We start from the raw sequence: 24,862 nt of genomic DNA, 5'->3' as shown, positions 1-24,862 counted from the left end.
CGGTCCTTACGGAGCGGTCTTGACCGTGATCTTGCCGTCGACGATGTCCTTCTTCGCCTTGTCCACGGCGGCGATGACATCGGTCATCTTCTTGTACGCCGGGTTGGAGTCGGCCAGGCCGACGCCGTCCGTGGCGAGGCCGTAGCGGATCTCACCGGTCTGCGGCTTGCCGTCCTTGACCGACTTGATCAGGTTGAAGACGGAGTCGGAGACGTCCTTGGTGACCGAGGTCAGGATGTGCTCCTTGTACGAGGCCAGACCCGCCTGGTTGTACTGGTCGGAGTCGACACCGATGGCCCACTTGCCGGCGGAAGCGGCGGCCTCGATCGAGCCGGAACCGGCCAGACCGGCGGCGGCGTAGATCACGTCGGCGCCCTTGTCGAGCTGGCCCTGAGCGGCGGCCTTGCCGAGGTCGGGCTTGGCGAAGCCGTCGAAGTTCGGCGGCTGGGTCAGGTACTGGGTGAGCACCTTCGCCTTGGGGTTGGTGTCCTTGACGCCCTGGACGAAGCCCGCCTCGAACTTCTTGATCAGCGGAACCTCGACACCGCCGATGAAGCCGACCGTGCCGGTCTTGGACGCCTTGGCGGCGGCGACGCCGGCCAGGTAGGAGCCCTGCTCCTCGTTGAAGACGAGGTTGGCGATGTTCGGGCCGGTCTTCGACGTGTCGTCGATGAGGCCGAAGGTGGTCTTCGGGTAGGCCTTGGCGACCTTCTCGATCGCCGGCGCGTAGGCGAAGCCGACGCCGATGACCGGGTTGTTGCCGGCGCGGGCGAGCGCGGTGAGGCGCTGCACCTTGTCGGCGTCGCCCTCACCCTCGGAGGGCTCGGCCTCGGAGCCCTTGACGCCGAGCTCGTCCTCGGCCTTCTTCAGGCCCGCGTAGGCGGCGTCGTTGAACGACTGGTCGCCACGGCCGCCGATGTCGTACGCGATGGCCGCCTTGGCCGCCTTCGAGTCCGTGCCGGAGCCGGAGTCGTTCGAAGACTTGCCACACGCGGTGGCGGACAGGGCGAGCGCCGCGGAGGCGATGCCCACGGTCGTGATCCTGGTGATCCGGCGCAAGAGGAGGGTCCCTTCAAGACTGACCGAAAGCGCCTCTTCCGGCGCTGGTTTCGCGGCGATCGTAACGCGCGTAGATGTCAGTTAAAGACCCGTTCATGAGTCGTTATCGGATCGTCGCGAACCGGCCAGTCGAGGCGACCGGGGGCGTTCGGCCCGGTACGGCCGGTTATATCGCCGGAAAGGGGCGGCGGTACGGGCGCCGGGGCGCGCCACGCCGGGCGCTGGGCCGAAGGGAGGACGGCGGTCGGCCGGACGGATGAGGGGCCCGTCCGGCCGGAACTCGGGCGGGTGGCGCGGGGGCGGTCGGGGCGGGCCCGGTCAGGGAAGCGGCGTGGCGTCGAGCAGGGCCGCGGCCGTGAAGAGTTCCACCGCCGTCTCGATGCAGTGCTCGTCCACGTCGAAGTCGCCGGCGTGCAGGTCGCGGACGCGGGTGTCGCCGGGGGTGCGGACGCCGAGGCGGGCCATGGCGCCGGGGACGTGCTCCAGGTACCAGGAGAAGTCCTCGCCGCCGAGGCTCTGCTCGGTGTCCTCGATCGCATGCGTTCCGCGGCGGGCGGCCATGGCGTCGTGGAGCAGTTCGGTGATGCCCGGGTCGTTGACGACCGGGGGGACGCCGCGAACGTAGTTCACCGTCGACTTGGCGCGGTGCAGGGTCGCGATCTCGTCGATCGCCGCGTGCACGAGGTCGGGTGCCTCGCGCCAGGTCGGCAGGTCCAGGCAGCGGACGGTGCCGGAGAGCTCCGCGTGCTGCGGGATGACGTTGGGCGCGTGGCCGGACTCGATGCGCCCCCAGGTCACCGAGAGCCCCGAGCGGGCGTCGACGCGGCGGGCCAGGACGGCGGGGACGTCGGTGGCGACCCGGGCGGCGGCGGTGACGAGGTCGGTGGTGAGGTGCGGGCGGGCGGTGTGGCCGCCGGGCCCGTCGAGGGTGACTTCGAGGCGGTCGCAGGCGGAGGTGATGGGGCCGGTGCGGAGGCCGATCTTCCCCGCGTCCACCCGGGGGTCGCAGTGAATGGCGATGATCCGGCCGACTCCGTCCAGGACCCCGGCCGCGACGGCGTCGGCGGCGCCGCCGGGGAGGACCTCCTCGGCGGGCTGGAAGATCAGCCGCACCGCGTGGGGCAGCAGGCCCTGCCGGTGGAGTTCGGCGAGGACGAGCCCGGCGCCGAGGACGGTGGTGGTGTGGACGTCGTGTCCGCAGGCGTGGGCGCGGTTGGCCACGGTGGAGCGGTAGGCGACGGTCTTGACGTCGGGGATCGGCAGCCCGTCGAGGTCGGCGCGGATCGCCAGCATGGGCCGGCGGGGGTCCGGGGTGCCGATGTCACAGATGAGCCCGGTGCCGGCCGGCAGGACCTTCGGCGCGAGGCCGGCCGCTTCGAGGCGGGCCTTGAGCGCTGCGGTCGCACGGAACTCCTGGTTCCCGAGCTCCGGGTGCATGTGCATGTCCCTGCGGAAGGCGATCAGCTCGACGCGCAGGGGGTCGGACAGCTTTCCGGGCAGGGTGACGGAGCCTGGCTCACGGGACTTCAACTGGTTCACCTTTTGAAGGGTAGGCCTTCAGACAGGTCAACTGCCCGTTGATCACGAAAAGTTCAACCCGTTAGGGGAAAGAAAATCCGTTCACCAGGTATGACGGCCACTCGATGTGGGTATGCTCACCCGAATTCGAGCCGGTCCGTAGGGTTCGACACCCGCGCGGTGAGCCGGTCGACCTCGTGGGCCGCCGTCCCCGCCACCCCGGACAGGAAGCCCTGGGCGCGCGGCGAGGCGCTCGCCCGCAGCCACTCCGGCGCGACCGCGCAGACCGCCACCTTCACGCCCGTCCCCGCGAGGGCGAGCGGCAGGGTGTGCACCACCGTGGACGGGAAGCTGACGATCGTACGGCCGACGGGACCGCGCCGGGCGATCAGCTCCAGGGGCAGTTCGGGCCGGACCACCTGAAGGCCCGTCTCGACGGCGATCCGGTGCAGTTTCTCGGCGCTCTCCCTGCGGTGGGCGAAGTAGCGGGTGGCGCCGTGGGTGCGGGCGAGCTCCGCCACGACCCGGTCGTAGTGGGCGGCGTCGACCACCCCCGCCTCGACCAGCGAGGTGCCCACCAGGTCCGCGCCGCCGGTGAGCAGCGGCGGGCCGAAGCGGGCCCGGGTCCAGGCGAAGGAGTTCTCGGTGACCGTGATGCCCTCGGGAGCCTCGACGGGCAGCGAGGTGAAGATCTCGACCGTACGGCCACGGGTCGGGGCGAGGCGCCGCCGGGCGAGCGAGGTCACCGGCGCGAGGACCAGCTCGCGCGGGCCCAGGCTGCCCTTGCGGTGCCAGCGCACCAGGCGCTCGCCCCGGCCGATCTGGGCGGCGAACTCCATGGTCGCGGTGCCGTCGTCGACCACCGTCAGGTGCCGGGGGCCGAACAGGGTCAGGAGCAGCTGGACGTACCGGGAGAACGGGTCGCCGATGATCACCCGTTCCGCCGAGCGCAGCGGCCGGGCGAGCTCCCGCAGGGTGCGGACGAGCGCGCCCCGGCCGCCGCGGGCCTCCTGCCAGTGGACGGTGAGGCCCTCGTCGCGGGCCAGCTGGGCCATCCGGCGCAGCTGGCCACGCGACATGGGGTCGGTCGGCGAGAGGACGACGACCGTGAGGGGCGGGGCGGTGCCCGCCGGGTCGGGCGTGCCCGTGGGCGGCGTGACGTCCGCGGAGCCTGGCGTACCCGCGGGCGGCGTGGCGTCCGCCGGGTCGGGCGCGCCTATGGACGCGGTGCGGGGCACGTCCGGGGCGGATGCCCGGGTGTGCGCCCATTCCAGGACGTTGAGGAGCTGGACCGGGCTCTCGACGAACGCCAGCTGCCCGGTCATGCGGCGACGAGCCCCTGGACCCGGCGGAGCTTCTTCATCGGGCCGAGCTCCGACTCGTAGACCTTCTTGACGCCGTCACCGAGGGCGGCCTCGATGGTGCGGATGTCGCGGACCAGGCGCTGCAGGCCCTGCGGCTCGACGGAGGCGGCCTGGTCGGAACCCCACATGGCGCGGTCGAGGGTGATGTGGCGCTCGACGAAGGTGGCGCCGAGGGCGACGGCCGCGAGGGTCGTCTGGAGGCCGGTCTCGTGGCCGGAGTAGCCGATCGGGACGTTCGGGTACTCGTCCTGGAGCGTCTGGATGACGCGCAGGTTGAGCTCCTCCGCCTTGGCCGGGTAGGTCGAGGTGGCGTGGCAGAGCAGGATGTTGTCGGAGCCGAGGACCTCGACGGCGTGCCGGATCTGCTTCGGCGTCGACATGCCCGTGGAGAGGATGACCGTACGGCCGGTGGCGCGCAGCTCGCGAAGCAGCTCGTCGTCGGTGAGGGAGGCGGAGGCGACCTTGTGGGCGGGGACGTCGAACTTCTCCAGGAAGGCGACGGCCTCGGGGTCCCACGGAGAGGCGAACCAGTCGATGCCGCGCTTCTTGCAGTGCTCGTCGATCGCGCGGTACTGGGCCTCGTCGAACTCGACGCGGTGACGGTAGTCGATGTACGTCATCCGGCCCCAGGGGGTGTCGCGCTCGATGTCCCACTGGTCGCGCGGGGTGCAGATCTCCGGGGTGCGCTTCTGGAACTTGACGGCGTCGCAGCCGGCCTCGGCGGCCACGTCGATCAGGGCGAAGGCGTTGTCGAGGTCACCGTTGTGGTTGATGCCGATCTCGCCGGTGATGTAGACGGAGTGGCCGGGGCCCGCGGTCTTGTCGCCGAGGGTGCGGAGGCGCGTGTTCATGGTGCTGTTTCCTTAGGATTCGGGGGTGTTGAGCTCGGGTCCGAGGAGCCAGGCGGCGATCTCGCGGATCGCTCCTGAACCGCCCGGGGTGACGGTGACCGCGCGGGCCGCGGCCCGTACGGAGTCGTGGGCGCTGCTCACCGCGACGGGCCAGCCGACGAGGTGGAAGCAGGGCAGGTCGTTGACGTCGTTTCCGGCGTAGAGCACGCGCTGCGGGTCGATGCCCTCGGCGTCGCACCACTCCTTGAGCGCCCGGTCCTTGCGGTCGACGCCGTGCAGGACGGGAATCTTGAGCTTGCGGGCGCGGGCGGCGACGACGGCGTTCTGCTCGGTGGAGAGGATGAGGACCGGGAGGCCGGCGCGGCGCAGGGCGGCGATGCCGAGGCCGTCGCCGCGGTGGGCGGAGACGAACTCGCGCCCCTCGGAGTCGAGGTGGACCCGGTCGTCGGTCTGGGTGCCGTCGAAGTCGAGGACCACGGCGTCGATGTCGGCGAAGCCGGGGGTGGCCGGGGTGTCGAGCAGCGGCGCGATCGCACGGGCGCGGGCCAGGTCGTGCGGATCGTCGATCTCCAGGACCCGGGCGGGGTCGGTGACGACGAGCGCGGTACGGCCGAAGAAGCGGTGCTCGTGGGTACGGAAGCCCTCCGCGTCCATGGCGTAGACGGCGCCGGTCTCCAGGTACTCGGGCTCCCGGTCCTGGCGGCGGGGGCGGTGCGCCTTGTCGTGGTTGACGCCCTCGGCTCCCTGAGGGGTGTCGCGCCAGAGGAAGCCGTGGGTGGGGGCGGCGGTGAAGGCCGTGTCGGCGGCCCCGGAGGTGATGCGCTCGGCGGTCTCCGCGACCTCGGAGGAGGTGAGGAAGGGGCTCGTGCACTGGACGAGGAGGACCACGTCGGCCGGGCTGCCGTGGACGGCCTCGAAGGCGTCCATGGCGTGCAGGACCGCGGCCTCGCTGGTGGCGGTGTCGCCCGCGATCTCGGCGGGGCGCCGCACGGCCTCGGCTCCGGCGGCACGGGCGGCGGCCGCGATGCCGGCGTCGTCGGTGGAGACCAGGACGTGGGTGACGGGGCGGGCGCCGAGACAGGCACGGACGGCGCGGGTCACCAGGGGGACGCCGGCCACCGGGGCGAGGTTCTTGGCGGGGACGCCCTTGGAGCCGCCCCTCGCGGGGATCACGGCGAGCACGGTGGCCGCGGGTTCCGTGACTGCGGGCTTCACGGTGGTGGGCTCCGTGGCCGGCTTCGCGGTCGGCGTGGCGGGGGCGGTCATCAGAGTTCTCCCAGGCGGCGGATGACGGGCGCGACGCGTTGCACGCCGTGGCGGTACGCACCCCGCGCCGCCTCCCGCACGACCCGGCGGAGGCCGCTCTCGCGGGGCTCCGGCGCGGTGACGTCCAGGCGGTGGCGGGCGAGGATCCCGGGCAGGTAACCGGGGGCCGTCTCCGCTGTGTAGTAGGGGGTGATCGGGGGCAGCGCGGGGAGCGCCAGGAGTTCGGCGACCCGGTCGCGGGCCGCGTCGAAGGCGTTCTCGTACGGGCTGTCGGACGCGACGCCCTGCCGGGCGAGCCAGGTCTCGTCCGGGACCGGGGCGAGCCCCTTGTCGAGGCGGTCGAAGGAGGCGAGCAGGCCGGAGCCGACGAAGTGGTGGTTGCCGAGCGCCTCGCGGACCCCGAGGTCGGTGAGGATCGCCGTGGGGATCCGGCGGTGGAGCGCTTCGAGGGCGGCCGTGGAGGAGACGGTGACGAGCAGGTCGGTGCGGTCGAGGACCTCGCCCATGTGCCCGTACACGAGGCGGAAGTTGGGGGGCGGGTCGAGCTCGCGGACCAGCTTCTGGAACGGGAACTCCTCCAGGTGCGTGGTGTGTTCGCCCGGCTTGGAGCGGAGCTTGAGGAGCACCTCGCGGCCCGGGTGGAGGCGGGCGTGGGCTGTCAGCCGCCGGAGGACGTAGGCGCGTTCGGCCCGGGTGGCGGGCACGGACGGCTGGGCGGCGAAGACCAGGGTGTCGCGGCCGGCCTCGGGGGCGTACGGGGCGCCGCCCAGGAAGGGCAGCGCGGCCTCGACGACCGAGTCGGCCCCGGCGCCCACACCCTCGTACACGGCGCGGAAACGCTCGGCGTCGTGCAGGGAGTTGGCGAGGACGACGTCCGCGCCGTGGCGGAGCAGCAGGCCGTCGGTGAGCTTCTCGTAGACGACCCCGACGTAGCCGGTGACGATCACCGGGCGCCGGGACAGGTCCAGGTCGGCCAGACCCTGGAGGACGGCGCGGACGGTGCCGCCGACGAGGGCGAGGACGACGACGTCGTACCCCTCGCCGCGCTCCTCCGCGTCCCGTACCGCACGCAGGAACTCCGCGCCCGTCACCTCGCTCGGGGTCGTCGTGGACGCCCCGGTCTCGGCGAGTTGGCGCGGGGTGGGCGTGGCCCGTCCGCGCAGGACGAATCCGGCGGGTTCGGCGGTCGCCGTGGTGATGCGGCGCGCGGTGAGGGCGCCCCATTTCCACCGGGTGTCGGAGTCGGCGAGTACGGCGACCCGTACCGCTTCTCTGTTGCTTCCTTGCACGCCGAGGACGCTAGAAGGGCATTCCGCTTTCCGGCCCAACTGAGTCACAACAAAGGGTGAACAGAGCCTCTCCGCCCGCTGAAGTGGGTCGGGAACCGGACGCGACAGGGCCTGATCCGTCCCTGGGGAAAGGCGGTTAATCGGCCCGCCGCTTGGTGTTCACCGAATAGCTGCCCACCGGTCGGTGGGAATGCCGGGGCGGCGCCTAGCGTCGGTCGCGTGGTCAAGCTCTCCGTCGTCGTGCCGTTCTTCAACGTGCAGACATACGCCCCCGACACCCTCACGAGCCTGCGGGCCAACGCCCGCGAGGACTTCGAGTTCCTCCTTGTCGACGACTGCTCGTCGGACGGGACTCCGGAGCTCCTCGAACGGGCCGCGCGCGAGATCCCGGGTGCCGTCCTGATCAGGCACGAGCACAACGAGGGTCTCGCCACGGCCCGGAACACCGGCCTCGACGCCGCCCGCGGCGAGTACCTCACCTTCCTCGACGGGGACGACTGGCTCGCCCCCGGCTACTTCTCCCGCCTGGTCGCCGCGGCCGAGGACCTCGGCTGCGACTTCCTGCGCACCGACCACGTCTCCGTCACCGGCCGCAGCCGCGGCATCCGGCGCGCGCCGGTCCCCCGGCGCGCCGAGGTGCTGAACCCGCGGGACGCGATCCTGCCGGCGCACCGGACCACCTCGGTCGACTACCCGTACGCCTGGGCGGGGATCTACCACCGGCGGCTCCTGGAGCGCGGCCTTCTGCACTTCCCGCACGGACTGCGGACGGCCGAGGACCGGCCGTGGATCTGGCGGCTTCACCGGGAGGCGGAATCGTTCGCCGCGATCGGTGAACTCGGTGTCTTCTACCGGCGCGGGGTGGCGACTTCACTCACCCAGATCGGCGATGTGCGGCAATTGGATTTCATCCGCGCTTTCGACCAGGTGATCGAGGAAACGGCGAAGGACGCCGACGCGGATCTTCTTCTTCCCAAAGCCGTCCGCACCTATTGCGCGGTGATCTCCCATCACATCGGTTCGATCGGGCGATTCGAACCCGAGGTGGCGCGTCAATTGAAGGCGATGAGCGCGGGGGCGTTGCGGCGGATGCCGCAGGGGGTCCTCGACGAGGCCCTGACCGCGATGGGCGGCGACCGGGCGACGATGCTGCGCAAGCTGCGCCGCCGCCGCCCGGCCCCACCGCCGGCTCCGACCCCGACCCGGGGATCCGGTGCCGGCTCGGCCGCCGCGGAGGTGGCCGCGTGAGCGCCCGCCGTACCACCCAGATCTTCTGCGCCTCCACCCTCTACGGCGCGGTGACCCTCGCCGCCGCCCTGGACAGCGGCTGCTTCGGCACCGCCGACCGCCGGATCCTCCTCGTCACCAACAACGCGGCCGTCCCGGAGACCACCCCGGCCCTCGACGAGGCCGAGGGCTTCGACCGGCTGCGCGGCCGCTTCGACTCCGTCCTGTCCTGGAACGCGACGATCTCCCCGCTCCACCCGGGCGGCTGGACCCCGCGCCCGAGCGATCTGCCGCTGCTCCAGCGCCATCTGCGCAAGCTCTGGAACCTCGGCGACGACCGCGTCGAACTCGCCCTGGAATCGCTCCAGGTGACGCCCGCGCTCGCCATCGCCCAACTGCTGCCCGAGGCACCGATCACCGTGTACGCGGACGGGCTGATGAGCTACGGGCCGACCCGTAACAAGATCGACCCGCTGATCGGCGGGCGCGTCGGCCAGCTGCTCCACCTGGACCTCGTCCCCGGGCTCGCGCCGCTGCTGCTCGCCGAGTTCGGGGCGGTGCCGGAGGCCGTACCGACGGAGGCGTTCACCAAGGTCGTCGAGGAGCTGGCCGGTGGAACCGCGGCGTCCGGGGACGGGCCCGCCCTGCTCCTCGGCCAGTACCTGGCGGCGCTGAACCTGCTGACCGCCGCCGAGGAGGAGGAGCTGCACCTGCGGATGGTCCGGGGCGCGGTCGCCCTGGGCCACCGGCGGCTCGTCTTCAAGCCGCACCCGACGGCCCCGGACGCCTGGTCGCGGACGCTGGTGCGCGAGGCGGCGGAGCTCGGTGCCGAGCTGACGGTCGAGGACCGGCCGGTGCTCGCCGAGGTCCTCTACGGCGAGCTGCGGCCCGCGCTCGTCGTCGGCTGCTTCTCCACGGCGCTGCTGACCGCGCGGACCTTCTACGGGCTGCCGGTCGCCCGGGTCGGCACGGGCACCCTCCTGGAACGGCTCACCCCGTTCCAGAACAGCAACCGCATCCCGCTCACGGTCGTGGACGCCGTCGTGCCGCACCTGGAGGAAGGGGAGTCCGGTGCCGCCGAGGTCGGGGCGGCGGAGCTGAACGACCTGGTCGCGGCCGTCGGCTTCGCGATGCAGCCGAAGATACGGCCGGAGCTGCGGGAGCCGGCGGTACGGCACCTCTCGGGTCCGTTCGCCGAGCGCACCCGGCACCACTTCAACCGCCGCCGCCTCACCGTCCTCGACCTGCCCGGCGGTCTGCCGATCCCCCGCCACCCGAAGGTCCGCCGCCTCGCGCGCCGCGCGCTTCGACTGCGCAAGGCGCTGAAGAGGTAGCGGGCCACCAGACCGGCGGGCCCGGGAGCCCGTGCGGGGGTCCCGGGCCCGCGGGCGCGTTCGCGCTCAGGCGCGGGCGACGGGCTCCTGGATCTCGGCGATCCAGCCGGCCGGGTCCTCCGGGGTCTCCAGGTACAGCTCGCGGGCGTAGCCGGCCGACCGGTAGCCGTTGGTGTCGATCCAGGCGGCCAAGGTCTGCACGGTCGGCAGGATCTCCTCCATCGATCCCCGGTGGACGATGGTGGCCGCCTCCTCGATGGCGGGCAGGACGCGCACCTGGACGCCCTCCACGGCCGTCCCCTCGGGGACGGTCATGCCGGCGTGCACGACGACCGAGCCGTCGCCCTTGCCCGCGTCCTCGTAGTACGCGATCCCCGGGCCGAACCCGGTGACCCCCGCGGCCTCCAGGCGGCCGCACAGCTTCTCGTACAGCGGTCCGATGACCGGGGTGATGTCCTGCGGGCCGAAGCTCGCGGCGATCCCGTCCAGCTCGGCGATCCGAACGGCGGGGATCTTCTTGACGACGACGTCCTGGGTGGACATGCGTCCCTCGCTCTCGATGGCTCGGAGCCGCGCGCCGACCTGGGCGAGCCGGGCCCGCGCCTCCGTCAGGGCCGCTTCCAGCTCGGCCTGACGCAGGCGCAGCATGCCCCGCAGCTCGTCCGCGTCGAGCCGCTCGTCGAGGATCGCCCCCACCTGTTCGAGGGTGAAGCCGAGGTCCTTGAGCGCGATGACGCGGTTGAGCCGGGCGAGCTGGTCCGCCGTGTAGAAGCGGTAGCCGCTGTGCGGGTCGACGTGGGCCGGGCGCAGCAGTCCGATGGCGTCGTAGTGGCGCAGCATCCGGACCGACACCCGCCCGTGCCGGGCGAAGTCTCCGATGGCAAACATGACGCCCCCTACGGAACGACCTCACACGGTGTGAGGGTCAAGCGGCGCTGCTGAGGGAGAGCTTCGCGGCGAAGCCGAGGAAGAGGGCGCCCGCGGCGGAGGTCGCGCCCGCCGAGAGCCGCCTGCGGCGCCGGAACGTGGCGGCGAGCCGCGTCCCGCCGAAGATCAGCATCGTGAGGTAGAGGAAGCTGCCGATCTCCAGGAGTGTGCCGAGGACGAGGAAGGACAGCGCCGGGTAGGCGTAGCCGGGGTCCACGAACTGCACGAAGAACGAGATCAGGAAGAGGATCGCCTTCGGGTTGAAGAGGCTGATGATCAGCGCCCGTCGGTACGGGTTCTCCCCCGCGGCCACCGGAGCCCGCGCCGTCTCCTCCGCGCGCTCGTCGTCCCGCCCGCGCCACATCGACCAGGCCGCCCGCAGCATCCCGTACGCCATCCAGGCCAGGTAGCCCGCGCCCGCGTACTTCACGATCATGAAGAGCAGGGGCGTGGTCTGGAGCAGTGAGGCGGCGCCGAGCGCGGCGAGCGTCATCAGGACGGCGTCGCCGGTGAAGACGCCGGCGGCGGCCTTGTATCCGGTCCGGGTGCCCTTGCGGGCGGCGACGGACAGCACGTACAGCGAGTTCGGCCCCGGCAGGAGGATGATGAGGACGAGGCCCACGAGATAGGTCGGAAGATCGGTGACACCCAGCATGAGGCGGATCCTCGCACACGGGTGCGACGATCCGCCTCGGGATTCCGTATGCCGGAAGATCAGAACGCGTCGGTCGGGACGTACGTGCCCCAGACCTCCCGCAGCGCGTCGCAGACCTCGCCGACCGTGGCCCGGGCCTTGAGGGCGTCCTTCATCGGGTAGAGGACGTTGTCCGTGCCCTCGGCGGCCTTCTTCAGCGCGGCGAGCGCCGCGTCCACGGCCGTCTTGTCGCGCTCGGCCCGCAGCCGCGCGAGGCGTTCGGCCTGCTGGGCCTCGATCGCCGGGTCGACGCGCAGCGGCTCGTAGGGCTCCTCGACGTCGACCGTGTAGCGGTTGACGCCGACGACGACCCGCTCGCCGCTGTCGGTCTCCTGCGCGATCCGGTACGCCGAGCGCTCGATCTCGCCCTTCTGGAAGCCGCGCTCGATCGCGGCGACCGCGCCGCCCATCTCCTCGACCCGGTCCATCAGCGCCAGGGCCGCGGCCTCGACGTCGTCGGTCATGCTCTCGACGACGTAGGAGCCGGCGAAGGGGTCGACGGTGGCCGTCACGTCCGTCTCGTACGCGAGGACCTGCTGGGTGCGCAGGGCGAGGCGGGCGGACTTGTCCGTCGGCAGGGCGATGGCCTCGTCGAAGGAGTTGGTGTGCAGCGACTGCGTGCCGCCGAGGACGGCCGCCAGGCCCTGCACGGCGACGCGCACCAGGTTGACCTCGGGCTGCTGGGCGGTGAGCTGGACGCCGGCGGTCTGGGTGTGGAAGCGGAGCATCAGCGACTTGGGGTTCTTCGCGCCGAACTCCTCCCTCATCACCCGGGCCCAGATCCGGCGGGCCGCCCGGAACTTCGCGACCTCTTCGAGGATCGTCGTGCGGGCCACGAAGAAGAAGGAGAGCCGCGGGGCGAAGTCGTCGACGTCCATGCCCGCCGCGACGGCCGTCCGCACGTACTCGATGCCGTCGGCGAGGGTGAACGCGATCTCCTGCGCGGGCGAGGCCCCGGCCTCGGCCATGTGGTAGCCGGAGATCGAGATGGTGTTCCACTTCGGGATCTCGGCCCTGCAGTACTTGAAGATGTCCGCGATCAGCCGCAGCGAGGGCTTCGGCGGGAAGATGTACGTGCCGCGGGCGATGTACTCCTTGAGCACGTCGTTCTGGATCGTGCCGGTCAGCCTGTCGGCCGGCACGCCCTGCTCCTCGCCGACCAGTTGGTAGAGGAGCAGCAGGAGGGCGCCGGGGGCGTTGATCGTCATCGACGTGGAGACCTTGTCCAGCGGGATGCCGTCGAACAGGATCCGCATGTCGTCGACCGAGTCGATCGCGACGCCGACCTTGCCGACCTCGCCGTGCGCGATCGGCGCGTCCGAGTCGTGGCCCATCTGGGTCGGCAGGTCGAAGGCGACCGACAGGCCCGTCGTGCCGTTCGCGATCAGCTGCTTGTAGCGGGCGTTGGACTCCACCGCCGTGCCGAAGCCGGCGTACTGGCGCATCGTCCAGGGCCGGCCGGTGTACATCGACGGGTACACGCCGCGCGTGAAGGGGTACTCGCCCGGCTCGCCCAGCTTCTCGGCGGGATCCCACCCGTCCAGGGCGCCCGGTCCGTAGACCGGCTCGATGGGCAGTCCCGACTCCGTCTCGCGCGCCATGCGTGGTGCCTCCCATAGGTGTGCCGACTGGTTACTCAGCGGTACCGACTCTCGCGACGGACTGTAGCGGCGGGCGTCCGGGGGGTGGAGAGCAGCACGCTGGGACCTTCCTCACAGCATGCGCGGTCCGTGGTTCCGGCGCGCAACCGCACACGCGTGGAAAGCATCCCTACGTACATACGACACGTCCCGGGGGGCAACGATGAAGCGGTCTTCTTCCGTCATACGCAGAGCGGTACTGGCAGCGGCCTCGGTGGCCCTCGCGACCGCCTGTACGGCCCAGGCGACCGGCTCCGCAGGCGGCTCGGGAGGCGGCTCGGCGAGCCCGGCGAAGGCACCGACGACCGCCGCCCCGACCGGGGACGGCAAGGCGCCTTCCCCGTCCGCCACGTCGACCGCACCCGCCACCCCGACCACGGAGGCGCCGAGCCCCGGGACGACGCCGACCAGCGAGGCGTCGACCACCGGGGCCGCGCCGACCACGGAGGCCCCGGGCCCCGAGGTCATGATGCGCGACGGGGACGAGAGCGAGCAGGTCCGTGAGCTCCAGGCGCGGCTGCGGCAGCTCGGCCACTTCGACCGGGCGCCCACCGGTTTCTACGGGACGATGACGGCCGGTTCGGTCAAGGCCTTCCAGAAGAAGCAGGGCCTGCCGGGAACGGGCTGGGTCGACGAGGCGACCTGGCGGAAGCTGCTCGGCGCGAGCCGGAAGCCGACCGCCGACGAGCTGAAGCCGTCGACCACCAACAAGCTGGACACCCCCGACGCCCGGTGCATGACCGGCCGGGTGCTCTGCATCAGCAAGGAGAGCCGGACCCTCGCCTGGATGATCGACGGCAGGGTCGTCTCGTCGATGGACGTCCGCTTCGGTTCGGAGAACACCCCGACCAGGGAGGGCACGTTCAACGTGGGCTGGAAGGCCCGCGAGTGGACGTCGACGATCTACCACACGCCGATGCCGTACGCGATGTTCTTCAGCGGCGGCCAGGCGGTGCACTACTCGGCGGACTTCGCGGCCCGCGGCTACGACGGGGCCTCGCACGGCTGCGTCAACGTCCGGGACCGGGCCAAGCTCGCGACCCTCTTCGACCAGGTGAAGGTCGGCGACAAGGTCGTCGTCCACTGGTGAACCGGGAGGGAAGAAGAGAGGGCGCGGGTGGGACCGGGGGAACGTGTCCCACCCGCGCCGGGTGCGCGGAGCCGTAGGTACGGGGGGAACCCCGGCTCACGCGCGGCCGATGACCAGTCGGCTCACTCCATACTGCGCCGACGGGCCGAGAAGTGTTACACCGCGAGCGGAACGCGTGCGGTGACGGCGATCCCGAGGGGCAGTTCCGCGGAGAGCGGGGCGGTGCCGTGGTGGTCCCGGCCGCCGTTCCCGGCGCGGTCACCGACGGAGCCGCCACGCTCGTCGTCCGGTGCGCCGTCGCGCTGGTCCCGGGTCCGGTCGTCGTTCCTGCCGTCGCCTTCGGAGTCGTCCTTGGGGTCGTCCTCGGAGCCGCTGCCGGAGCCGCCCGTGCCGTCGCCCTCGGCGCCGCCCTCGGGCGCGCCCGTGGCGCCGCCGAGGATCCGGTCGCAGTAGCGGCGCAGGGTCTCGCCGCCGCGCAGGCTGTTCGTGAGCTGCTTCCGGCCGGTGGCGTCGAGCCTTCCCGACCGGTACTCCCGGCAGGCCTTGACGGCCTTCGCCAGGGAGGTCTCCGTCCCCGGGGCCTCGGTCGTGCCGCCGGAACCCGTTCCCGTACCGCCGGAGCCCGTACCCGCGCCCGGGCCCGCCGTGGTCCTGCCGGGCTGCGGGGTACCCGGGTCCCGGGTGCCCGTCCCGGGCCCGTCCGGGCCTCCGGTGGGCGGTGCGGCGGTGCCGGCGGTGGGGGTCGTCCCCGGTGCGGGTTCACCGCTGGTGCCCGGATCCGTCGGGGGTGCCTCGGGGTCCTCGCGTATGCCGGGCTCCTTCGAGACCAGCGGGGCGGCGGTCTCCCCCGCCGTGACGGAGCTGGCGGGCGCCGGACCCACCAGTGGCAGCACACCTGTTCCAGCGGCGACGGCGACCCCGCCGACGGTGACGGCGGCGACCGCCGCGGCGAGTCCGTACCGCACGGAGCGTCCCCAGCGGCGTGCCGGCGGGGCGGTCTGCGTGAGCCGCACCCGGCCGAGGTCGGCGTGGACGGTGCGGCCCCGCGTCCCGGTCACCGCGGAGGCGCCGACGGCGGCGCGCCCGGCGGCGGCCTGCCGGAAGGCGGCGAGCGCGGCGGCCTCGCCCGGCAGTTCGCCGGGCCGGGCCGGGGGGACGACCGGGGTACGGGCCGCTTCGAGGGCTTCGGCGAGGCGTCCGGCCTGCGCGCGCGCGTGGTCGTCGACGGCGTCGACCGGCTCGCCGCGGAGCAGCCGCTCCGCGGCCTCCTGGTCGAGCCACTGGTACCGCTCGTCGGCCATCACATGTCCTTCTGCGTACGGGGACGTGATTGCGTCACACCGCGGGGGGCGGCGGGCCCCGGCCCGCGCCCGCGCTGCGGAGGCACGCCGTCCAGCGCGGTGACGGCTTCGCCGGTGCCGTCCGCCCCGCCCGTCTCTCCGTCGACGCCGAGGAGTTCGGCGAGCTTCTTGAGGCCGCGGTGGGCGGCCGTGCGGACGGCGCCGGGGCGTTTCCCCAAAGTGTCGGCGGCGCTCTTGGCGTCCAGGCCGACGACGACGCGCAGGACGACGGCCTCGGCCTGGTCCTGGGGAAGCTGGGAGATCAGCCGCATGGTGTGGCCGGTGGCGAGGGCTTCGAGGGCCTCGCCCGCGGTGTCGGACGCGGCGGGCCGCTCGGCGAGTTCGGCCTCGTCGGCGCCGACGGCGGGGCGCCTGCCGCGCATCCTTATGTGGTCGAGGGCGCGGTTGCGGGCGATCCGGGCGGCCCAGCCGCGGAACCGGTCGGCGTCGCCGTCGAAGCGGTCGAGGTCGCGGGCGATCTGGAGCCAGGACTCCGAGGCGACGTCCTCGGCGTCGGCGTCGCCGACCAGTGTGCGTATGTAGCCGAGCAACCGTGGATGCACGGCGCGATACACAGTACGGAAGGCGCCTTCGTCCCCGTCCTGCGCAGCGAGCACCGCGGCCGTCAGCTCCGCGTCGTCCCCCAGCACTCCCCAAACCCTGTTCGTCGGTCGCGTCGTCGCTTCATCGCGGCTGGTCACCACCGCCCACGCCGCCTCGCGCATCTGCACGCTACGTCGTGTCCCGGCACCGCGTCCACGCGATCCGGGGTCTTTGTGCAACTTGCAACCTTCGGGGGAGGCGCGCGAGGAGTGCGCGGATCGCGGTCCGCGCGCGGGCGCGGGGCGGTGTGACAGAAAACGCAGCCCCGGCGCTGAATGGAGTACGGAGCCGTGCTGCGGCTCCGTGGACGACGACCGGGGCCTCTCCTGTGGGGGGTGGCGGCCCCGGTCGTCTCCCATTTCCCGGGCCTTTTCGGCGCCTTTTCGCATCCTCTTCCCGCCGGGGAGCGGTGCGCCCTCTCCACTGTCAACTGACGGTTGACAGTGAAGGAGTGTCAACCTAGGGTTGCACTCATGACGAATCCAGTCGTTCCGAACGTTCCCGTCCGTCTCGACGAACTCATCGAAGCGATCAAGAAGGTCCACCCCGACGCCCTGGAGCAGCTCTCCGGCGCGGTCATCGCGGCGGACCACCTCGGTGACGTCGCCGACCACCTCATCGGCCACTTCGTGGACCAGGCCCGGCGCTCCGGCGCCTCCTGGACCGACATCGGCCGCAGCATGGGCGTCACCCGCCAGGCGGCCCAGAAGCGTTTCGTCCCCAAGGACCCCGACGCCGAGAAGACGGACCCGAACGCCGGGTTCAACCGCTTCACCCCCCGGGCCAGGAACGTCGTCATGGCGTCCCAGAACGAGGCCACGGCCGTCGGCAACGCCGAGATCACCCCGGCCCACCTCGTGCTCGGCCTGCTCGCCGAACCCGAGGGGCTCGCGGCGCTCTGGATCACCTCCCGGGGCGTGACCCTCGACCAGGTCCGCGAGGCCGCCGCCGCGACCCTGCCGCCGGCCGTCGACGAGCCGCCCACCCTCGTCCCGTACGACGCGGCGGCGAAGAAGGTCCTGGAGCTGACGTTCCGCGAGGCCCTGCGCCTCGGCCACAACTACGTCGGCACCGAGCACATCCTGCTCGCGCTCCTGGAGCACGAGGACGGTACGGGCGTGCTCACCGGCCTCGGGCTCGACAAGGCCACGGCGGAGCGGCAGATCGCCGAGACCATCGCCTCGGCGACGATCGAGGCACCGCAGTCCTGATCAAGCGGTCTTGATCAATACGCCTAGACGGTGCGGGCCCGGCGCGAGACGACCGCGCGCAGCACCCGGCCGCCCTCGACGGAGAGTTCACGGGCCCGGCGCAGACCGGTCGGGCCGTGGGCGACCGCTTCGAGGACGGCCTGCTGGCGGCGGAGCTCCCCGGCGAGCAGCGGGCCCGCGCCGTCCGCGTCCCCGCCCCGGCAGCGCTCGACGAGGCCGTCGGTCACCTCGGCGGCGTCGTACCGGCCGTGCAGGGCGAGGGCGGTGGCGGAGCAGGCGTGGGCCCAGACGCGGAGGTCCCCGGCGGTCCAGGCCTCCGGCGCGGCGGCCAGCATCCCGCGTACGGCCCCGGAGCCTTCCGTACCGCCGGATTCCTCCGCACCGTCGACGTCCAGTGCGACGCGGACCTTGGCGACGGTCTCGCCCCAGGCGCTCCCGTCGCCGCGCGCGACGGCCGCCCACACGGGCCGCAGGGCGTCGCCGCGGTCGCCGGCGAGCAGCGGGAGGCAGCGGTCGAGGCAGGCGAGGCCGGCCGCGGCCAGCCCCCGCTCGTCGGCCCCGTCGATCAGTTCCAGCAGGCTCCGGCCGTTCCCCGACGTCATGGACGCCTCCTCGCCACCCGATGCGGACGCAGTACTTCCACTACTGCGCCGAGGGGCGCTTTTTCGTCACTGCGCGGCCGGAATCATGCCAGTGGCGCGGCGCGCTGCATAGAGGCCGGACAGCCGCCTACGGCGCCCCATGGGTCTTCTCGTTGAAGACCTCCACCGGACACTTGGCCCGGGTGGCGCGCGCCCCGTCCTTGACCCTGTCGTCACTCGTGACCAGCGGCACGTCGTACCCCTCGGCCAGCGCCACGTACACGGCGTCGCACGCGCTGAGATTCGCGTGCAGCTCACGCACGCGCGGCAGCAGGAACAGGTGCTCCGACCTGCGCAGCGGAAGTTCCGCGAACGCCGCGCAGGCGTCATCCAGCTCGCGGCCGGTCAGCTTGCCGCCGCGGTGTCTGCCCAGGAGCGCGGACGTCACCTCGACATCCACCAGATAGGGGGCGAGCAGTCGCTCCTCCTTCACCCGCTCCCTCAGCGCCGCGCCGACCGGCCCCGCGTCGGAGAGCAGCATGACCAGCGCCCCGGCGTCCACGACGATCACTCGCGCCGCCTTCCCCGGTCGATCTCGTGGAGCACGTCCTCGGTGGAGAGCCGCGCCGTAACCCGATCCTGGATCCGCGCGATCACATCGTCCAGCGACGGCGTCGCCGCTTCCTGCTCCAGCAGGGTCCTCGCGTACGCCTGAAGAGACTGCCTGTTGCGGGCAGCCCTTATCTTCAGCTCGGTCAGCGCTTCCTCGGACAGGTCCCGCACGTAGAGAGTGGCCATGCGACAACTTTAGCCGCATCGCCAGCACTCTGCTAGCAGATTCCCTCAGCGCACCTTCGTCGCCAGGGTCCGGAACTGCTCCCAGGTCAGGGTCGGTTTCGCCGGGTCCCAGACCTTCTGCGCGAGTGCCGTCAGGGGCATCCGGATGCCCTCCGCCACCTGTGCCTGCGTCTGCGAGCGGGACAGGTCGCACCAGACCGCGAAGCGGGCGCCGAGGATCTGGGAGTCGTACCGCGCGGGGACGGGGGTGGTGCCGCGCAGGACGAGCGGTGTCCACTGCTCGTAGATGCGGCGGCCGGTGGGGTACGTGAACTGGTTCGGTTCGCCGAGGACGTAGTAGAGGTACTCGTCGTTGAGGTTCACCACCTTGCGGCCCTCGGCCAGGTACTCGGCCGGCGGCCGGGCCCCGATCTCCTTGCCGGTCCAGTACTCGACCTCGATGCCCTTGTCCGCGTTGACGACCCCGCCCCGGAAGAAGCCGTCGTTCCAGGCCTTCGCCGTCTTGCCGGTGCCGCGCACCACCGCCGCGCGGTCGTTCAGCCAGCCCTCCGCCAGGTCCTGGACGCGCGCCTGGGCGCCGTACTTCTGGCGGGCGGCCGTGGCCAGCTGCGGGTAGGAGGTCTCCGGGGAGCGGACGGTCAGCGCCTGGTACTCGTCGGCGCCGACGTGGAACCAGCCGCCGGGGAAGAGGGCGGCGTACTCACGCAGCAGCTCGTCGACGAGCCGCGCGGAGGCGGGCTTGGAGATGTCGATCGCGCCCTGGCGCGGGGTCCCCTGGACGTTGCGCAGCTGGAGGTCCGGGTGGGCGCGCAGGACGGCGCCGAGGTGTCCCGGCGAGTCGATCTCGGGCACGACGGTGATGTGCAGGGTTTGGGCGAGGGCGAGGATCCGGCGGACCTCGGCCTTGGTGAGGTGCTCGGCCGAGACGATCTCGGGGTGGGTGTCCGAGGCGATCCGGAAGCCCTGGTCGTCGGAGAAGTGCAGGCCGAACTGGTTGAGCTTGAGGTCGGCCATCTCCCGGAGCCGGGCCTCGATCCACTCCGCGGTGAAGAACTTGCGGGCGATGTCGAGGTTCAGTCCGCGCTGCGGCTTCGCGGGCCGGTCGGTGACGGTGCCCTCGGGCATGGCGCCGGTCGACTTCACCGACTGCTTGAGGGTGCGGGTGCCGTAGAAGACGCCGGCCTCGTCGGGGCCGCTGATCCGGACCCGGTTGTCGCGGACGCTGAGGGTGTACGACTCGGGGGCACCGCCCTTCGCCCCGAGGGCGAGCTCGACGTCCCCGGGCTCGGCGGCGACGGCGCCCCGGTACGGGATGCCGAGCTCCCCGGCGAGCAGCCTTCCCTCGTCGGCGAGGCCCGCGCTGTTCGCGGCGACGACGACCCCGCCCGTCGGCGCGGGCTTCCAGCCGGGGCCGCGGGCGGCCTCGTGGTCGCGGACGGCTGGGACGGTCCGGGGCGCGGTGGAGAGCGGGTAGGTCCGGGTCGGCGTGGGCGTCGGGCTGGGCGGCGCGCTGGTGGGCGCGGCGCTCGCGGACGTGCCGCCGGACGGCGCGGAGGGGGGCGTGGGCGCTCCCACGGGAGCGCCGTTGGAGCAGGCCGCCACGGTGACCAGTGCCACCGCGGTCGCCAGGAGAGCGGGGCCCCGGTGGGACCCCCGTATGGAGTACCGCATCATTCGGAATCCTCCCGTACGGCGGGCGGTCCGGCCAATCGGGGGAACGGAGCCGGACCTTCCGTCACTTGTTCCGAAACTCTCCCTTCCGGGTGAAATTCGCGCATCCGTCGGACACTTCCCTCGTCCCGTCGATAACGTTGAGTCACGCCTACCCCAACCGTCCCGGAGTACCGGAGCCCACGCTGACCAGCGACACCCACGCGCCCTGCCGGAAGCCGGGCTCCACGGACACGTCTGCCACCCCCGCCGCTCCCGCCATACCCGGCCAGAACAAGGGTCCGGCACCCCACGGGTCCGTCCGCGGCCTGGCCCGTCTCAACGCCGCCGCGCCCGCCGAGGCCGAGGCGTTGCTGCTCTCCTGCTGCCACAGCCGCCGCTGGGCCGAACGGGTGACGGCGCACCGTCCGTACCCGACCGTGGACGCGCTCCTCGCCGCCGCCGACGAGGCGGGGTACGACCTGTCCCGCGCCGACCTCGACGAGGCCCTGGCCGCCGAGGCCCCCGCCCTGCCGCCCCCGGACGCCCCTCCGGCCGCCCGGACCGCGCTGCGGGCCGCCCATGCCGCGTACGAGAGCAGCTTCGGACACGCGTTCGTGATCAGTCTCGACGGAGTGCGCCCCGGGGAGCGGCTCGACCAGGTATTGGCAGGCATTCGGTCACGTCTCGGCAACGAAGCGGAGGAAGAACGGGTGATCGCCGCCGAGGAACTGAGGCGGCTCGCCCGCGCCCGGCTGGCCTTCCGGCTCTCCGAGGCGCTCACAGCCCGACACACCGGACCGTGATTCCGTCCGGAATACGGCGATTCCGGCCTGTGCGATAGTCCGTCCGTGCCTGTTTGATCACACCGATGGACCCCGCGCGAGCGAACCGACAAGTCGTCGCTACGATGACCGGGGCCGGTGGACCGTACCCGGCCGGGTCAGACCGACAGAGAAGCCGGCCGACCCTGATCCCCGCTCCCGGAGGGTTTTTCCGTGCCGGCTGGAACGCTGTACCGCGGCCGGGAAGGAATGTGGAGCTGGGTGGCTCATCGAGTCACCGGCGTCCTCATCTTCTTCTTCCTGTTCGTACACGTGCTGGACACCGCTCTCGTCCGCGTCTCCCCCGAGGCGTACGACGAGGTCGTCGCGACCTACAAGACGCCGATCGTCGCTCTTCTGGAGTACGGCCTCGTCGCAGCCATCCTCTTCCACGCGCTGAACGGCCTCCGGGTCATCGCCGTGGACTTCTGGTCCAAGGGCCCGCGCTACCAGAAGCAGATGCTCTGGACCGTCGTGGGCATCTGGGTCGTACTGATGGCGGGCTCCATCTACCCCGTCCTCGGCCACGCCGCACGTGAACTGTTCGGGAGCTGACGCCAGACATGTCGACTGACACCTCCGCGATCGGTCCCGTCGAGGGCAGCGCCCAGTACGACGTGGACAACCCCGCGCCGTACATCGAGGCTCCCCGCAAGCGCACCGGCAAGACGCCCAGGGCGACCCGTGGCAACTTCGAGATGGCCGCGTGGCTCTTCATGCGCCTCTCGGGCATCGTCCTGGTCGTCCTGGTCCTCGGCCACCTGCTGATCCAGCTCTTCCTGGACGGCGGCGTCTCCAAGATCGGCTTCGCCTTCGTGGCCGGCCGCTGGGCGTCCCCGTTCTGGCAGGTCTGGGACCTGCTGATGCTCTGGCTCGCCATGCTGCACGGCGCCAACGGCCTCCGTACCGTCATCAACGACTACGCGGAGCGGGCCAACACGCGCCTGTGGCTCAAGGGCCTGCTGTACACCGCCACGGTGTTCACCATCCTTCTGGGCACGCTGGTGATCTTCACCTTCGACCCGAACATCCGCTAGGCACGGGGCTGAGGTAATCCACGTCATGAAGATCCACAAGTACGACACCGTCATCGTCGGCGCCGGTGGCGCCGGCATGCGCGCCGCCATCGAGTCGACGAAGCGCAGCCGCACCGCCGTCCTGACGAAGCTCTACCCCACCCGCTCCCACACGGGCGCCGCGCAGGGCGGCATGGCCGCCGCGCTCGCCAACGTGGAGGAGGACAACTGGGAGTGGCACACCTTCGACACGGTCAAGGGCGGTGACTACCTGGTCGACCAGGACGCCGCCGAGATCCTGGCGAAGGAGGCCATCGACGCCGTCCTCGACCTGGAGAAGATGGGCCTGCCCTTCAACCGGACCCCGAACGGCACCATCGACCAGCGCCGCTTCGGCGGTCACTCCCGCAACCACGGCGAGGCCCCGGTCCGCCGGTCCTGCTACGCCGCGGACCGCACCGGCCACATGATCCTCCAGACGCTGTACCAGAACTGCGTCAAGGAGGGCGTGGAGTTCTTCAACGAGTTCTACGTCCTGGACCAGCTGATCACCGAGGTCGACGGCGTCAAGAAGTCCGCCGGTGTGGTCGCGTACGAGCTGGCCACCGGCGAGATCCACATCTTCCAGGCCAAGGCCGTGATCTACGCGTCCGGCGGCACCGGCAAGTTCTTCAAGGTGACCTCCAACGCGCACACCCTGACCGGTGACGGCCAGGCCGCCTGCTACCGCCGCGGTCTGCCCCTGGAGGACATGGAGTTCTTCCAGTTCCACCCGACGGGCATCTGGCGCATGGGCATCCTCCTGACGGAGGGCGCCCGCGGTGAGGGCGGCATCCTGCGCAACAAGGACGGCGAGCGCTTCATGGAGAAGTACGCGCCGGTCATGAAGGACCTCGCGTCCCGTGACGTCGTCTCCCGCTCCATCTACACGGAGATCCGCGAGGGCCGCGGCTGCGGTCCCGAGGGCGACCACGTCTACCTGGACCTGACGCACCTCCCGCCGGAGCAGCTCGACGCCAAGCTCCCGGACATCACCGAGTTCGCCCGTACGTACCTCGGCATCGAGCCGTACACGGACCCGATCCCGATCCAGCCCACCGCGCACTACGCCATGGGCGGCATCCCGACCAACGTCCAGGGTGAGGTCCTCAGCGACAACACCACGGTCGTCCCGGGCCTGTACGCGGCCGGCGAGGTCGCCTGCGTGTCGGTGCACGGCGCCAACCGCCTCGGCACCAACTCGCTCCTGGACATCAACGTCTTCGGCAAGCGCGCCGGCATCGCCGCCGCCGAGTACTCCGCGAAGTCCGACTACGTGGAGCTGCCGGAGAACCCGGCGGCGTTCGTCGCCGAGCAGGTCGAGCGGCTGCGCAACTCCACGGGCAGCGAGCGGGTGGCCGACATCCGCCGCGAGCTCCAGGAGACGATGGACGCCAACGTGATGGTGTTCCGTACGGAGCAGACCATCAAGACGGCCGTCGAGAAGATCGCCGAGCTGCGCGAGCGCTACCTGAACGTGTCCATCCAGGACAAGGGCAAGCGCTTCAACACGGACCTCCTGGAGGCCGTCGAGCTGGGCAACCTGCTCGACCTGGCCGAGGTCATGGCCGTCTCGGCCCTGGCGCGCAAGGAGTCCCGCGGCGGTCACTACCGCGAGGACTACCCGAACCGCGACGACGTCAACTTCATGCGCCACACCATGGCGTACCGCGAGGTCGGCGAGGACGGCTCCGAGACCGTCCGTCTCGACTACAAGCCGGTCGTCCAGACCCGCTACCAGCCGATGGAGCGTAAGTACTGATGGCTACTCCCGTACTGGACAAGGTGGAGAAGGACTCCGCCGCCTCCCCGTACATCACGGTCACGATGCGGATCCGCCGCTTCAACCCGGAGATCTCGGACGCGGCGGTCTGGGAGGACTTCCAGATCGAGATCGACCCGAAGGAGCGTGTGCTCGACGCCCTCCACAAGATCAAGTGGGACGTCGACGGCACGCTGACCTTCCGTCGCTCGTGCGCGCACGGCATCTGCGGCTCGGACGCGATGCGGATCAACGGCAAGAACAGGCTCGCCTGCAAGACGCTGATCAAGGACATCAACCCCGAGAAGCCCATCACGGTCGAGGCCATCAAGGGCCTGACGGTCCTCAAGGACCTCGTCGTGGACATGGAGCCGTTCTTCCAGGCGTACCGGGACGTCATGCCGTTCCTGGTCACCAAGGGCAACGAGCCGACGCGCGAGCGCCTGCAGTCCGCCGAGGACCGCGAGCGCTTCGACGACACCACCAAGTGCATCCTGTGCGCCGCGTGCACGTCGTCCTGCCCGGTCTTCTGGAACGACGGGCAGTACTTCGGCCCGGCCGCGATCGTCAACGCGCACCGCTTCATCTTCGACTCGCGTGACGAGGCGGGCGAGCAGCGCCTGGAGATCCTGAACGACAAGGACGGCGTGTGGCGCTGCCGCACGACGTTCAACTGCACCGACGCGTGCCCGCGTGGCATCGAGGTCACGAAGGCCATCCAGGAAGTGAAGCGCGCGCTGATCACGCGTCGCTTCTGACGTCCCGTTTCTGACGTCCCG

The 24,862-nt window shown here is 71.7% G+C and carries 24 protein-coding genes; 9 read left to right on the top strand and 15 right to left on the bottom strand.

All coding sequences use genetic code 11. The features are described from left to right. Positions 1 to 6: 6 nt before the first annotated feature. From ACFWUY_RS11695 to ACFWUY_RS11670, 6 genes are all read right to left on the bottom strand, one after another. Positions 7 to 1,059 (bottom strand): BMP family protein, encoded by a 1,053-nt coding sequence (locus ACFWUY_RS11695; RefSeq protein WP_384105706.1) that lies wholly within the window; start codon positions 1,057 to 1,059, stop codon positions 7 to 9. 318 nt (positions 1,060 to 1,377) lie between these two features. Then, positions 1,378 to 2,598 carry an amidohydrolase gene (locus tag ACFWUY_RS11690; protein ID WP_384105698.1) on the bottom strand — a complete coding sequence of 407 codons (1,221 nt, stop codon included), beginning with the start codon at positions 2,596 to 2,598 and terminating at the stop codon, positions 1,378 to 1,380. A 116-nt stretch (positions 2,599 to 2,714) separates the two neighbouring features. Continuing rightward, positions 2,715 to 3,902 (bottom strand): hypothetical protein, encoded by a 1,188-nt coding sequence (locus tag ACFWUY_RS11685; protein WP_384105695.1) that lies wholly within the window; start codon positions 3,900 to 3,902, stop codon positions 2,715 to 2,717. Continuing rightward, entirely contained in the window at positions 3,899 to 4,792 is an 894-nt protein-coding gene (locus ACFWUY_RS11680; RefSeq protein WP_384105691.1) for an N-acetylneuraminate synthase family protein, read from the bottom strand. The genes ACFWUY_RS11685 and ACFWUY_RS11680 overlap by 4 nt, the downstream gene beginning before the upstream one ends. 12 nt (positions 4,793 to 4,804) lie before the next feature. Next, positions 4,805 to 6,058 (bottom strand): cytidylyltransferase domain-containing protein, encoded by a 1,254-nt coding sequence (locus ACFWUY_RS11675; protein WP_384105688.1) that lies wholly within the window; start codon positions 6,056 to 6,058, stop codon positions 4,805 to 4,807. Then, on the bottom strand, positions 6,058 to 7,347 hold the full coding sequence (locus tag ACFWUY_RS11670; protein ID WP_384105685.1) for a DUF6716 putative glycosyltransferase: 1,290 nt from the start codon (positions 7,345 to 7,347) through the stop codon (positions 6,058 to 6,060). The genes ACFWUY_RS11675 and ACFWUY_RS11670 overlap by 1 nt, the downstream gene beginning before the upstream one ends. A gap of 219 nt (positions 7,348 to 7,566) precedes the next feature. On the opposite strand from ACFWUY_RS11670, the gene ACFWUY_RS11665 reads away from it, so the two are divergent. Both ACFWUY_RS11665 and ACFWUY_RS11660 read left to right on the top strand, forming a co-directional pair. After that, the gene (locus ACFWUY_RS11665) at positions 7,567 to 8,595 is read left to right on the top strand and encodes a glycosyltransferase family 2 protein (RefSeq protein WP_384105683.1); all 1,029 of its coding nucleotides are present in this window, start codon (positions 7,567 to 7,569) and stop codon (positions 8,593 to 8,595) included. Continuing rightward, positions 8,592 to 9,908: a polysialyltransferase family glycosyltransferase gene (locus ACFWUY_RS11660; RefSeq protein ID WP_384105680.1), complete on the top strand. Its 1,317-nt coding sequence runs from the start codon at positions 8,592 to 8,594 to the stop codon at positions 9,906 to 9,908. The genes ACFWUY_RS11665 and ACFWUY_RS11660 overlap by 4 nt, the downstream gene beginning before the upstream one ends. 66 nt (positions 9,909 to 9,974) lie before the next feature. Here ACFWUY_RS11660 and ACFWUY_RS11655 read toward each other — a convergent pair whose 3' ends face one another. From ACFWUY_RS11655 to ACFWUY_RS11645, 3 genes are read right to left on the bottom strand one after another with little or no spacing between them, the layout of a single operon-like run. After that, a complete protein-coding gene (locus tag ACFWUY_RS11655; RefSeq protein ID WP_384105678.1) occupies positions 9,975 to 10,796 on the bottom strand; it encodes a MerR family transcriptional regulator in 822 nt (273 codons plus the stop codon). Positions 10,797 to 10,833: 37 nt separating this feature from the next. Next, a complete protein-coding gene (gene leuE, locus ACFWUY_RS11650; RefSeq protein WP_384105675.1) occupies positions 10,834 to 11,490 on the bottom strand; it encodes a leucine efflux protein LeuE in 657 nt (218 codons plus the stop codon). A gap of 59 nt (positions 11,491 to 11,549) precedes the next feature. Then, a complete protein-coding gene (locus ACFWUY_RS11645; protein ID WP_384105672.1) occupies positions 11,550 to 13,130 on the bottom strand; it encodes a methylmalonyl-CoA mutase in 1,581 nt (526 codons plus the stop codon). 202 nt (positions 13,131 to 13,332) lie between these two features. On the opposite strand from ACFWUY_RS11645, the gene ACFWUY_RS11640 reads away from it, so the two are divergent. After that, positions 13,333 to 14,259 (top strand): peptidoglycan-binding protein, encoded by a 927-nt coding sequence (locus ACFWUY_RS11640; protein ID WP_384105670.1) that lies wholly within the window; start codon positions 13,333 to 13,335, stop codon positions 14,257 to 14,259. 155 nt (positions 14,260 to 14,414) lie between these two features. Here ACFWUY_RS11640 and ACFWUY_RS11635 read toward each other — a convergent pair whose 3' ends face one another. Together ACFWUY_RS11635 and ACFWUY_RS11630 are read right to left on the bottom strand one after the other, a co-directional pair. Further along, positions 14,415 to 15,560: a hypothetical protein gene (locus ACFWUY_RS11635; RefSeq protein WP_384105667.1), complete on the bottom strand. Its 1,146-nt coding sequence runs from the start codon at positions 15,558 to 15,560 to the stop codon at positions 14,415 to 14,417. Next, the gene (locus ACFWUY_RS11630) at positions 15,560 to 16,249 is read right to left on the bottom strand and encodes an RNA polymerase sigma factor (protein WP_384105665.1); all 690 of its coding nucleotides are present in this window, start codon (positions 16,247 to 16,249) and stop codon (positions 15,560 to 15,562) included. Before ACFWUY_RS11630 ends, ACFWUY_RS11635 begins: the two co-directional genes overlap by 1 nt. Positions 16,250 to 16,675: 426 nt before the next feature. Here ACFWUY_RS11630 and ACFWUY_RS11625 point away from each other — a divergent pair, with 426 nt between their 5' ends. Next, positions 16,676 to 17,413: a Clp protease N-terminal domain-containing protein gene (locus ACFWUY_RS11625; protein ID WP_384105662.1), complete on the top strand. Its 738-nt coding sequence runs from the start codon at positions 16,676 to 16,678 to the stop codon at positions 17,411 to 17,413. Positions 17,414 to 17,436: 23 nt separating this feature from the next. Here ACFWUY_RS11625 and ACFWUY_RS11620 read toward each other — a convergent pair whose 3' ends face one another. The 4 genes from ACFWUY_RS11620 to ACFWUY_RS11605 form a co-directional block, all read right to left on the bottom strand. Next, a complete protein-coding gene (locus ACFWUY_RS11620) occupies positions 17,437 to 18,015 on the bottom strand; it encodes a hypothetical protein (RefSeq protein WP_384105659.1) in 579 nt (192 codons plus the stop codon). Between the two features lie 127 nt (positions 18,016 to 18,142). Further along, complete coding sequence (locus ACFWUY_RS11615; protein WP_384105657.1) at positions 18,143 to 18,565, bottom strand: type II toxin-antitoxin system VapC family toxin; 423 nt, start codon at positions 18,563 to 18,565, stop codon at positions 18,143 to 18,145. Then, positions 18,562 to 18,792 carry an antitoxin gene (locus ACFWUY_RS11610; RefSeq protein WP_384105654.1) on the bottom strand — a complete coding sequence of 77 codons (231 nt, stop codon included), beginning with the start codon at positions 18,790 to 18,792 and terminating at the stop codon, positions 18,562 to 18,564. Before ACFWUY_RS11610 ends, ACFWUY_RS11615 begins: the two co-directional genes overlap by 4 nt. 45 nt (positions 18,793 to 18,837) lie before the next feature. Continuing rightward, complete coding sequence (locus ACFWUY_RS11605; RefSeq protein WP_384105651.1) at positions 18,838 to 20,466, bottom strand: glycoside hydrolase family 20 protein; 1,629 nt, start codon at positions 20,464 to 20,466, stop codon at positions 18,838 to 18,840. Between the two features lie 137 nt (positions 20,467 to 20,603). Here ACFWUY_RS11605 and ACFWUY_RS11600 point away from each other — a divergent pair, with 137 nt between their 5' ends. The 5 genes from ACFWUY_RS11600 (at position 20,604) to ACFWUY_RS11580 (ending at position 24,841) form a co-directional block, all read left to right on the top strand. Continuing rightward, on the top strand, positions 20,604 to 21,248 hold the full coding sequence (locus tag ACFWUY_RS11600; protein ID WP_384105648.1) for a 2-oxo-4-hydroxy-4-carboxy-5-ureidoimidazoline decarboxylase: 645 nt from the start codon (positions 20,604 to 20,606) through the stop codon (positions 21,246 to 21,248). Positions 21,249 to 21,440: 192 nt separating this feature from the next. After that, positions 21,441 to 21,821, top strand: a complete 381-nt coding sequence (gene sdhC, locus ACFWUY_RS11595) for a succinate dehydrogenase, cytochrome b556 subunit (RefSeq protein ID WP_189948009.1) — start codon at positions 21,441 to 21,443, stop codon at positions 21,819 to 21,821. 8 nt (positions 21,822 to 21,829) lie between these two features. After that, a complete protein-coding gene (locus tag ACFWUY_RS11590) occupies positions 21,830 to 22,303 on the top strand; it encodes a succinate dehydrogenase hydrophobic membrane anchor subunit (protein ID WP_384105644.1) in 474 nt (157 codons plus the stop codon). A gap of 25 nt (positions 22,304 to 22,328) precedes the next feature. Continuing rightward, entirely contained in the window at positions 22,329 to 24,083 is a 1,755-nt protein-coding gene (gene sdhA / locus ACFWUY_RS11585; protein ID WP_384105641.1) for a succinate dehydrogenase flavoprotein subunit, read from the top strand. Beyond that, positions 24,083 to 24,841, top strand: coding sequence for a succinate dehydrogenase iron-sulfur subunit (locus tag ACFWUY_RS11580; RefSeq protein ID WP_062752578.1), 759 nt, complete (start codon positions 24,083 to 24,085; stop codon positions 24,839 to 24,841). The genes sdhA and ACFWUY_RS11580 overlap by 1 nt, the downstream gene beginning before the upstream one ends. Positions 24,842 to 24,862 lie beyond the last annotated feature (21 nt).

The organism is Streptomyces sp. NPDC058664, assembly GCF_042716635.1.
In the GTDB taxonomy this organism is placed as follows: Bacteria; Actinomycetota; Actinomycetes; order Streptomycetales; family Streptomycetaceae; genus Streptomyces.
This window is presented reverse-complemented; position numbering and strand designations above follow the sequence as displayed.

Coding starts and splice junctions, on each gene's coding strand:
- ACFWUY_RS11635 (WP_384105667.1), bottom strand. CDS start 15,560: ATGGCCGACGAGCGGTACCAGTGGCTCGACCAGGAGGCCGCGGAGCGG.
- ACFWUY_RS11680 (WP_384105691.1), bottom strand. CDS start 4,792: ATGAACACGCGCCTCCGCACCCTCGGCGACAAGACCGCGGGCCCCGGC.
- ACFWUY_RS11645 (WP_384105672.1), bottom strand. CDS start 13,130: ATGGCGCGCGAGACGGAGTCGGGACTGCCCATCGAGCCGGTCTACGGA.
- ACFWUY_RS11675 (WP_384105688.1), bottom strand. CDS start 6,058: ATGACCGCCCCCGCCACGCCGACCGCGAAGCCGGCCACGGAGCCCACC.
- ACFWUY_RS11655 (WP_384105678.1), bottom strand. CDS start 10,796: ATGTTTGCCATCGGAGACTTCGCCCGGCACGGGCGGGTGTCGGTCCGG.
- sdhA (WP_384105641.1), top strand. CDS start 22,329: ATGAAGATCCACAAGTACGACACCGTCATCGTCGGCGCCGGTGGCGCC.
- ACFWUY_RS11625 (WP_384105662.1), top strand. CDS start 16,676: ATGACGAATCCAGTCGTTCCGAACGTTCCCGTCCGTCTCGACGAACTC.
- ACFWUY_RS11590 (WP_384105644.1), top strand. CDS start 21,830: ATGTCGACTGACACCTCCGCGATCGGTCCCGTCGAGGGCAGCGCCCAG.
- ACFWUY_RS11620 (WP_384105659.1), bottom strand. CDS start 18,015: ATGACGTCGGGGAACGGCCGGAGCCTGCTGGAACTGATCGACGGGGCC.
- ACFWUY_RS11605 (WP_384105651.1), bottom strand. CDS start 20,466: ATGATGCGGTACTCCATACGGGGGTCCCACCGGGGCCCCGCTCTCCTG.
- ACFWUY_RS11640 (WP_384105670.1), top strand. CDS start 13,333: ATGAAGCGGTCTTCTTCCGTCATACGCAGAGCGGTACTGGCAGCGGCC.
- ACFWUY_RS11610 (WP_384105654.1), bottom strand. CDS start 18,792: ATGGCCACTCTCTACGTGCGGGACCTGTCCGAGGAAGCGCTGACCGAG.
- leuE (WP_384105675.1), bottom strand. CDS start 11,490: ATGCTGGGTGTCACCGATCTTCCGACCTATCTCGTGGGCCTCGTCCTC.
- ACFWUY_RS11685 (WP_384105695.1), bottom strand. CDS start 3,902: ATGACCGGGCAGCTGGCGTTCGTCGAGAGCCCGGTCCAGCTCCTCAAC.
- ACFWUY_RS11580 (WP_062752578.1), top strand. CDS start 24,083: ATGGCTACTCCCGTACTGGACAAGGTGGAGAAGGACTCCGCCGCCTCC.